The sequence below is a fragment of the Streptomyces malaysiensis subsp. samsunensis genome (assembly GCF_024519315.1).
Taxonomy (GTDB): Bacteria; Actinomycetota; Actinomycetes; order Streptomycetales; family Streptomycetaceae; genus Streptomyces; species Streptomyces malaysiensis.
In genome coordinates, this window is sequence record NZ_JANIIC010000263.1 from 1 (window position 1) to 475 (window position 475).

Consider the following 475-nt stretch of genomic DNA (forward strand, 5'->3'; position numbering starts at 1 on the left):
GTGGGGCGTAGGCGAGGAAATACGCGATCTGCTCGGGCTTGCTGAGACTGCGGCGGGCCAGTGCCCACCGCCGACGGACGGGAACCCCGCCCTGGTAGTCGAACTCGGCCACCGTGGGCAATTCCAGTGCCGCCCAATGGTAGAGCCGCGGCCCCTTGGCCCCGTCGCCGCACGAGATCGGCTCCCATGCCTCCACGGGAGCCTGAGCGAAGAGGTGGTCGATGCGCGGGCCGAAGACCTGCTGGGACTTGGGCACTGCGAGCACATAGCCGAGACCGGACTGCTCCAGCAGACGGCGGAAGCGTCCCTCTTGCCCATAGGCGGCGTCCGCGGCCACCCAGGCCAGGGGGAGATCGGAGGCCAGGGCACGCAGTACGAGGCGCTTGGCCAGCTCTCCCTTGGTGGCGAAGCCGCGTTCGTCGGGGACTTTCGCCGCCCGGCAGCGCTCGCGGTCGTCCGTCCACGACCTGGGCAA

1 protein-coding gene is annotated in these 475 nt (G+C 70.1%); it reads right to left on the bottom strand.

The window, feature by feature from the left end:
- Positions 1–475: transposase (locus tag NQU54_RS48805; RefSeq protein ID WP_257636688.1), on the bottom strand; the 475-nt coding region annotated here is incomplete at both ends.